The following is an 8,672-nucleotide window of genomic DNA, read 5'->3' on the forward strand; positions in this document are numbered from 1 at the left end:
AGCTTATTGACCTCTAATAATTTTTACCGGATCGATTTTTTTTGCTTTACGAGAAGGTAAAAAGCCTGCCAAAAAAGTAGATATCATAGCAAACGTGATACCGATTATATAAAAGTTAGGATTGTGATTAACAGGATATGTGCTAATAGTGGGGAGCGCTTCGGTCTCAAATGGTAAATTGTCTATAAAATGAGATAAACCCAAACCAATTAGTAAACCCAAAGTTCCCCCTACAATCCCAATAATCATTGCTTGACTCATAAAAATGAGTTGTACATCTTTTCCAGAAAACCCCGTAGCCTTCAAAATGGCAATGTCGTTCATCTTTTCATAAATCAGCATGTTTAGGATATTGTAAATACCAAAACCAGCAACAATTAGTAAGGTAATAGATACAGAATAGGTAATAAGATTTCTGATCGTAGTTCCGGTTTCAAATTGAGCATTGGCAGTTTTAATATCAATAGCTTTAAGTTTGAATTGCTGCTCAATTTTTTGTGCCAAAGGAATAGCATATTCGATATCATGTAGTTTTACATTAATATCGGTAATATAATTTTCGGCTTCACCCAGAATACGCTGTACAGTTTTTACATTGGCAAAACTCTGAATGTTATCGATATCTGCAATACCACTTTGGTATATCCCAACAATCTTTAACGGAAAGATATCCCCTCTAATGGTACTAATTTGAACTCGGTCACCAACATCAAGAGACATTTTTTCTGCCACTCCCGCACCTAACAAAATACCATTTTCGTTATTGTGCAGGGCTCTTGGGGTTCCTTTCACAATATAATCTTTAAAATTAAAGAACGCTACCTCTTTCATTACATTGATCCCTGTTAAATTGCCTCCCAACTCTATAGACCCTGCCACATAAAATATCTGTTCTTTGATCTGAGGGATGGCACCTCGAACCATAGGATCTTTTTGCAAATAAGCCATAATAGGCAATGCGTTATGAATGCGTTTTTGGCTCTGTTTAGGTTTGACAGAATGAACTACATTAAAGGTGTTTTCTAACTCCTGGTAAAGATCAATAGGTTGTTTTTTTGAGGGCTCTATCTCATTAAAGATATGTACATGAGGAGTTACATTAAGGATCAGATCATCCAACAAAGTGTTAAGTCCTGTCATAAAACAAACTAGTGTAATATAGGCCCCAATACCAAAGGTTACTCCCAAAGCAGCCGTGGCGGTTTGCTTAATTTTGGTAAGCAAATGGGTTTTGGCAATATTTAGTATAACTTTCCAATTAATCATTATTCAGGTTTATAGATCCAGGTTTCTTTTGTAATACCAGATAGGATTTCTACGGTATCCATACTTTGCAATCCGGTAACTACTTCTACAATTCCGTTATCGGTTTTAACTTTGGTCTCATCGATGAGATATAATTTGGGTATAGTAAGCACATCTTCTTTTGTGTCAATAATAATATTGGCTTCTCCAGATAAACCGGGATACAAAACATCAGGTTCTTTATTGAATAGCGCTTCGACCATAAAGGTTTGATTGCGTTCATCTTTTTTAGGATAAATTTTACTCACATTTGCTGTAAAAACTTTACCGTTGTATGCATCCAGCGTGATAATTGCTTTTTGGTGTTTTTTAATTTTTACAATATCCACCTCGTCGACCAGCATTTCTATAACAAATACAGTTTCACTTCCTACAGCGGCCAGTGGTTCGAGCGTATTTACTATTTCTCCTGGGTTTTTGTATAAAGCATATACTTTTCCATTAATTTTACTATTGATCGTAAAATCTTTGGTGGTGATTAATGATGTTTTATAGTTGTTTTCGGCTTGTTTAAGCTGTGTTTCCAACTCTTCTTTGGTACGTTGGTATTTGTTTTTAAGTAGATCTAATGTGTTTTCTGAAAGTTCATAGGCTAGTTTTTTGGTGTCGTACTCTACTTTTGAACCTATCTGTTGATCCCAAAGGTTTTTTTGTCGGCAATAATTAATAGAGTCATTGGCAAGTTTTAAGGCTGCGGCGTCAATTTCATCTTCGATACTTCGTAAGACGGCTGCACTACCATTATAATTCTTTTGAGCCAGATCCAGAGATAACTTTGCATTTTCGGTATTCAGTTTAGGATTGCTATTAATAACCTGAATTAACGGAGTTTCCTTTTTAACGATGTCTCCTTCTTCGACAAGGTTTTTATCCAAAATACCACTTACCGAGGCATATGCCTGATATAGACTGTCGGGTTGAATAGTTACCGAAGAGTATACCGATTCTGTAATATTGGTAACAGTAGGAAGTATTTTTTCTTGAGTGGTGCTACAGGAGGTAAAAAAGATTCCAAGAAGCATATAGCATATGGACCTAGACATATCTAATTGTTTTTCTTCAAAGTTCTATTAAAGCTGCCGTTTTCGGAATGATATTTATCATATTTAATACCAAGTAGAGCAGCTATTTTTGAACAGATCATAAAAGCAATCTGCATATGGATACTTCTATTTTTTTAGCAAAATTTTGGGGCTGGTACCTCATCATTTTCTTCTTCATTTTAAGTTTTAATCCAAACAGGATCAAACAAATTTTTGAAGACCTTAAAGATCAAAAGTTTGTAATCATTACCTCGTTTATTGCCATCATTGTTGGTTTGCTCAATATTCTTGCCCATAACATTTGGGAACCTAATTGGCGGTTTATAATCACAATGATAGGTTGGATCTCATTGGGTATTGGATTAAACCTGTTCATTTTTCCGACCGGAACCGTAAAATGGCTAGCATTTGTGAATGTAAAGCTGGTTCAGGTATTGTATGTTTTGTTGTTTTTAACAGGCGTATTTTTATTAAATGCTGCCTATGGTTTGGTGCCATATTAGGATATGCAAGAACGATGAAAAGAAGAAAGAAAATCATGACTACGATATTTATTGTTATAGCCCTTACTGTGATCACCTGGATAGCGCTTACCATCGTGGTCCAGCAAATGGGACCCGAAAAATTGGCAACTGTTGGAAAAAATGATGATTACAATGCTCTGGTAATATATGATCCCGACCCCATTTATAATCTGGATGAAAAAGTAAGTATTGCTTTTGCTGAAGGCCTGTCTGAAAGCAGATGGAAATCAAAAATAGCAACGGTAGCGGCAGCAAAGAAAATTGAAGAATCATTTGATTTGTATGTGTTTTGTGCCAATACCTACAACTGGGCCCCAGATAAGGCAATACGTAATTATATTAAGAACAGTACTGATCTTGAAGGGCAAAGAGTAGTAGCGATCACATTGGGTAGCGGTTCTACCAAAAGATCGCAACGTATGCTGGAAGCGCTAATAACTCAAAAAAAAGCAACATTGATCGACTCAAAAACCTTTTGGCTCATGAAACCCAACGATGAATCTAAAACCAAAAGATCCAATAGGAAAATTGCCCTCGAAATGGCAAACAACTTTGGAAAGGAAATAGCCGATCGTATTAGAAACGAAAAAAATGAAGTCCTATCTAAAGACTCTGGTTTTTAAGGGTTGAAAGGAAATTTAACGTTCCTTGTATGGTGCGTTTGCTTCCCGAAGGGAGCAAATGAGCTATACAAATTGTTGTGCTTTCGTTTTTTAATTATTAGTTTTCATTTTTAGAGTAATCTCTCCAATATTGTAAGCATATATTGAAGCAGGTAGAAAAGTAAATTTTAAACCTTGTATCTCTTTTATTCCTATTTTATCAATTGAAGTGACAACAGCAGATTCAAATTTATTTGTTTCACAAAACTTAATTAAACTTTTCAATTCTTGGGGCTTTTCAAAATATCGATTACTCCATTTGATTTCCACTCCCCAAACTGGTTTATAACTTTTGTCATCTACTAATACAAGATCTATTTCGCCTTCATTTCTCCCATCTTTCCATCTAGCATATGTTAAATCTAGTTGCTCTCGATGCATCCATTGTGAAAGAATTGCAGTTTCCACCATGTTTCCCATTTCTTGATCTGTTTCACTTATTGGAGAAAATAAAGCAGTGCGAAGTGATGGGTTGGTAAGATATACTTTGAAGCTTGTTATTCTTTTTAATCTTTTTGCATTGACTCCAACCTTATTTAACACTTTAATTAGGAATGCCGCTTCTAAATATTCTAGATATTTTTTTAGCGTATCCTTTTGAATTCCACTTTCTCTAGACATTGTTTCATATGAAAATTCATTTCCAGTATTATATGCTATGTATGTGAAAAATCTGTTTAACTCTTGAACATCTTTAATCCCGTATAAGCTTGGTAAGTCTCTAAGTAGAACTTTATCTACAATATCATTTTTCACATATCTACCCATATCGCTTTGTATTTTTTCAGACAAGACAACCTCGGGGTATCCACCAAAATTTAAATAATGGATAAATTCTTTATTTAGTGCTTTTGAATCATGAGTTAAACAATACTTTATATCCTTGTTTCCATATCGAATTTCACCTTCAAAAATTAAATGGTCTAATTTTTTCAAATGGATATATTCTTGAAATGTTAATGGAGGAAGTAAGAAATCAGTAAATCTTCCCGCTCCACTCTCTGTACTATGCCATTTCAAAGCTGCGGCAGCCGAGCCAGAAACAATAAATTTAGTTTCAGGGTATGAGTCAACTAATACTTTTAGATGTCTTTCCCAATCTTTCAAGTACTGAATTTCATCAAAAAAGACATAACAACCATTAAGGTTTTCAAGATTTAAAGATTTTTTACATAGAGTTAAAATGTCCTCTAAGCTTAAATTGACGTAAATTGGATTGTCAATTCCGATAAAAAATAATTTGTGAGGATTTGTTTCTTTTTTCAGTAAGTTTTCGATGCAATGAAATAACATTACTGTTTTACCAACCCTTCTAGGCCCCATTAGAACTACGGCTCTTTTAATATTCTTTTCGAGTACGAATGGATAAAATAGATCAAAATATAATCTCTTAGACATTGAGCTATAAACGTTAGGTATCTCCTTGGTAATCCACCATGGATTTTCATAACGAAGGCGTTCAATAATCTTTTCTGTTGGAATAAGGTTTAACATACTCGAATTTAATCTTAATAAAACAAATATATGCAAAATAAACAGATTTAAAACCATCTATTATTTCACATAATGCATGTTTAAGGTTTAAACAAGGAATGTAAATGTTTAATTTGACAATGAAGCACAACGTTTAATACATGTGTTGTAGCAGGGCAAAATGTTACCTTGCATTTTGATTTTTCTGCGCAGTGATTGCTAACTTTACCATTCTGCAAGGATTGCGCCTTACCAAAAATACAACAACCATTCGATTGATCCCCTGCTGGTCCTCGTATAGGCTAGCGCTCGAATCCTTTCGGGTGCCGTTAATGCTTAGCAAATTACTGTAGGACAAAGTAAATAGAAAAAAGCTATGGTATTTAGGTATCATAGCTTTTTTTTGTAGTAGTTAATAGAGGCACAAGTTGCAAACTTGCGCCAGCAATGGGGACTTTGCGAACAAACACAGACCTTTTAATTAAGCACAAATCCCTATGTTTTCTTATACATTGTTGTGCTTTCGTTATTTTATTTCTATTGTTTTAAATGTTTTCTTTAATTCGTTTTTCTAGTAACATTAAACACATTGCAAAAAAGGTACATTTTATTGGATAAATTCAAAATGTTAAGTAAAATTATTTGATAACGTTACATCAATCCAAAGTAAAAGCAAGTTAAGCCTATTGTGTTAAAAAAGCAGTGTAAAGAACAAACAAACCACAAATCGTATTTACGTAAGTAGAATATCAAAGCTATAAGTAATCCAATAACAAAAGTGACAATCTGCCCTGTAATGCCTTGACTACTATGCATTAAACCAAAAAAACCAGTAGTTACAATAATGCTTAATGCAACACTAATCTTACTTTCTCCAAAGAATTTTAAAAATTGTCGCATAAAATATCCACGAAAAATGATTTCTTCACCAAAACCAGAGCCAGCCCATACTAATACTAACGTAATTAGAAAGGCAGGAAGATTTCCCCTTAATTCATCAAAACCTGAATAATCTATTGGAACTCCTGTGAGTTTTGTAATTCCTGGAATTAGTACAAAAGCATGAAAAAGAAAGAGGCCTATTGCGACTAATGGTGCAAGAACGAGGATGTTTTTAAATGTGAATTTTTCACGGTGAAACCCAAGTGCAGAGAATCCTTTTCCTTTATATTCTATAGCACTGGCTATAAAAACTACTATTGAAGAAATGATAAGTGTTAGTAAACCTAAATAGATTGGCCCAAACCATAAAAAGCATATGATTGCAATGGTAATTAATGGAATTAATATTTGTCTTGAAGTGATTTCGTTCATTGTTTTTTGATTTTAAATTCTAAACGAAATAATGAACAAAATCTCTGAAAAATCCTTTAAATACTCATGTTTTTACTGAATGGTCGAAATTTGCAACTAAATAGTCGATAGTTTTTGGTATCTTTTATTGAAACCAATCCATAAATGTTTTTCGCTTGTAACGACTTATATTAATTTCGGCAATTGCATCGTTTTTAATTAAAGTTTTTAACCGAATACGCAACTTGCCATTTTCAATCTTTTCAATTTGGTCTACAGTGTCTTTATGAATGATAATTTGCCGATTGGCCCTAAAAAATAATTGATCGTTTATTTTTTCTTCGAGCTCATTTAATGTAAAATCGGTGTTAATTGTTGTGCCATCGTTTTGAACAGTATACACAATTTTGTTTTCGCTATAAAAGCACGCAATATTTTCATAGGCAAGCTTCTTTATTTTCGAGCCGCTATCAATAGTAATTTCAGCATTTATTATAGATAACTTATATAAATTGTATAGGTCTTGAGCATACAATAAAGCTATAATGATAAAACATATTAATAAGGTAATTAGTAAACCAATTAATATATAATATAACTTTATCTCTCCATCTGCAACTCCTACTACAATAATATTTACAGGAATATAAATCATTGTAATATACCCCAAAGTAGAAGCCATAAACCTTGCAATTGTAGCAATTTCTATCTTTTTAGAAAAATGTTTTTTCTTGTAAAATTTAAAATTAAAATGCGCTATAACTCCAACGAGAAAAGAAAAAAGAATAGTAAACAGAAAACCTACTAGAGGGAATCTATACGATTCACTATTTAGAAAATTATCACTTGTTGCTATATGATTTGCCACTAATGAGAAAATAATTAATACAAAGACTTTCTGTAACCAACGCCATGTAGAACTGCTCAGAAATTCTTGCCATACTGTTTTTACTATATTTTTGTTTAGTTGTTTAATAGACACGGACTAGAAACTTTTTTTATCAGATTCAAAAGTAAAGAATAATTTCTCCAACAGCACATTTGAAATACTTTCCAATATTACTTTTTGAGGGTAAATTTTGTCTAATTTTTCTAAAGAATTTTATTTTTAGTTAGCGGTTTCTGATAATGAAGCACAACGTAGGAGTATATGTACCGGTACATATATTCTATATATAGAATCCACTTGTAAATATATAAACTTATAATTTACTCCATATCCCAAAAATCCAAAATACCGATCAATTATTTTTATAGGTTCTCACAGTTGCCAAACATTTTTGAGAAAAAAAGGAGCTAGTTTCAAAAAATGAAATTCCTCTGGCATATTCTTGCACCCGTAAATCATGAGTAATTAAAACAACAAAGTATGTTGAAAGAAAATTTTGATCTAATATAAAGGTTCCGGGATTTTTTTCTTCATTTTGGTTCTTAAAATAGTGTCTTTGTAACCTTTTGTATATTCCACAGCATATACCAATACGTCCCCGGAGGGTACAACCGCCTTCCCGGAGCTCGCTATACGTTTCCCGTAACCATTATTTGGTCTCCCAGCATCTTAAAAGTGCTCCACAGCACTTGCAAATACCTTCCCGGAGCATTCAAAGTCGTTCCCGGAGCCCGGGAAGCCTATGTACTGCCCCAGAAATTACCTGGCAACCTCCCAGGGAGGTATTATACCTCCCGGGACGGGTATGTAAGGTTACGGGAAGGCCTGATCAATTGCTGTGAAGAGGAAATTTGGTTACGGGGCGCCATGGTATGGGGAATGCAATGAGATATAGAAACACAATATTTATCAATCTCGTATAGGGAACACCGTTCATTATGCTTTAATAATATATTTAACACAACAATAACAGTATCAACAACCCGAGTTTCAAAAAATGAAACTGGGGCTTAGTATCATTGTAGAAGAATAACAAATAAATCATTAACCATAAAACACATAAATCATTATGAAACACTATTTTAAAAGTCATGTATTGACCATCTTCACTATGATGTTCTTATTGTTTTTTACAGGATGTCATGAAGAAGAATTAGTATTCGAGGAAACCCAAGAAGTTACCGAAACGGTCACAACACGAACCTCGATTTTTTACAAAAAAGGCTTTATTTCCAAAGAAGAGATTCCTGATGTTATGGCAAGCCTGAAGAGTAAAATGCCAACAAAAAGTGTGCATAGTATAAACAAAATTAAAGATAACGGGGTCTCTATTTATATTGATAAAATAAAGCATCTTTCCATCAAGGGGCAACATACCAATTATACCTTCCCGGTATCGGTAGAAGGATCATTACCTAATGAGTTATTCATGCTATCGATTGATCAAAATATCGATGGAAGCATTGAAGAACCCATTATGATA

The 8,672-nt window shown here is 33.5% G+C and carries 8 protein-coding genes; 3 read left to right on the forward strand and 5 right to left on the reverse strand.

What is annotated here, in order from left to right; translation table 11 throughout:
* Positions 1–3: 3 nt before the first annotated feature.
* Together U6A24_RS19540 and U6A24_RS19545 are read right to left on the reverse strand one after the other, a co-directional pair.
* Entirely contained in the window at positions 4–1,266 is a 1,263-nt protein-coding gene (locus tag U6A24_RS19540; RefSeq protein ID WP_324181701.1) for an ABC transporter permease, read from the reverse strand.
* On the reverse strand, positions 1,266–2,348 hold the full coding sequence (locus tag U6A24_RS19545) for an efflux RND transporter periplasmic adaptor subunit (protein WP_324181702.1): 1,083 nt from the start codon (positions 2,346–2,348) through the stop codon (positions 1,266–1,268). Before U6A24_RS19545 ends, U6A24_RS19540 begins: the two co-directional genes overlap by 1 nt.
* Before the next feature lie 116 nt (positions 2,349–2,464).
* Here U6A24_RS19545 and U6A24_RS19550 point away from each other — a divergent pair, with 116 nt between their 5' ends.
* A complete protein-coding gene (locus tag U6A24_RS19550; protein WP_324181703.1) occupies positions 2,465–2,851 on the forward strand; it encodes a hypothetical protein in 387 nt (128 codons plus the stop codon).
* A gap of 14 nt (positions 2,852–2,865) precedes the next feature.
* Positions 2,866–3,495: a flavodoxin family protein gene (locus tag U6A24_RS19555; protein ID WP_324181704.1), complete on the forward strand. Its 630-nt coding sequence runs from the start codon at positions 2,866–2,868 to the stop codon at positions 3,493–3,495.
* A 90-nt stretch (positions 3,496–3,585) separates the two neighbouring features.
* Here U6A24_RS19555 and U6A24_RS19560 read toward each other — a convergent pair whose 3' ends face one another.
* The 3 genes from U6A24_RS19560 to U6A24_RS19570 form a co-directional block, all read right to left on the reverse strand.
* On the reverse strand, positions 3,586–5,028 hold the full coding sequence (locus tag U6A24_RS19560; protein ID WP_324181705.1) for an ATP-binding protein: 1,443 nt from the start codon (positions 5,026–5,028) through the stop codon (positions 3,586–3,588).
* 630 nt (positions 5,029–5,658) lie between these two features.
* Complete coding sequence (locus U6A24_RS19565) at positions 5,659–6,321, reverse strand: CPBP family intramembrane glutamic endopeptidase (RefSeq protein WP_324181706.1); 663 nt, start codon at positions 6,319–6,321, stop codon at positions 5,659–5,661.
* A gap of 124 nt (positions 6,322–6,445) precedes the next feature.
* Positions 6,446–7,282 (reverse strand): LytR/AlgR family response regulator transcription factor, encoded by an 837-nt coding sequence (locus U6A24_RS19570; RefSeq protein WP_324181707.1) that lies wholly within the window; start codon positions 7,280–7,282, stop codon positions 6,446–6,448.
* A gap of 976 nt (positions 7,283–8,258) precedes the next feature.
* Between U6A24_RS19570 and U6A24_RS19575 the strand changes: the two genes are divergently transcribed.
* On the forward strand, positions 8,259–8,672 hold a 414-nt coding region (locus U6A24_RS19575; protein WP_324181708.1), incomplete at its 3' end, for a hypothetical protein.

The organism is Aquimarina gracilis, from assembly GCF_035285365.1.
Taxonomy (GTDB): Bacteria; Bacteroidota; Bacteroidia; order Flavobacteriales; family Flavobacteriaceae; genus Aquimarina; species Aquimarina gracilis.

Bases quoted from the DNA above. Each gene is read 5' to 3' on its own strand.
- U6A24_RS19540 (WP_324181701.1), bottom strand. From the start codon at position 1,266: ATGATTAATTGGAAAGTTATACTAAATATTGCCAAAACCCATTTGCTT.
- U6A24_RS19545 (WP_324181702.1), bottom strand. From the start codon at position 2,348: ATGTCTAGGTCCATATGCTATATGCTTCTTGGAATCTTTTTTACCTCC.
- U6A24_RS19550 (WP_324181703.1), top strand. From the start codon at position 2,465: ATGGATACTTCTATTTTTTTAGCAAAATTTTGGGGCTGGTACCTCATC.
- U6A24_RS19555 (WP_324181704.1), top strand. From the start codon at position 2,866: ATGAAAAGAAGAAAGAAAATCATGACTACGATATTTATTGTTATAGCC.
- U6A24_RS19560 (WP_324181705.1), bottom strand. From the start codon at position 5,028: ATGTTAAACCTTATTCCAACAGAAAAGATTATTGAACGCCTTCGTTAT.
- U6A24_RS19565 (WP_324181706.1), bottom strand. From the start codon at position 6,321: ATGAACGAAATCACTTCAAGACAAATATTAATTCCATTAATTACCATT.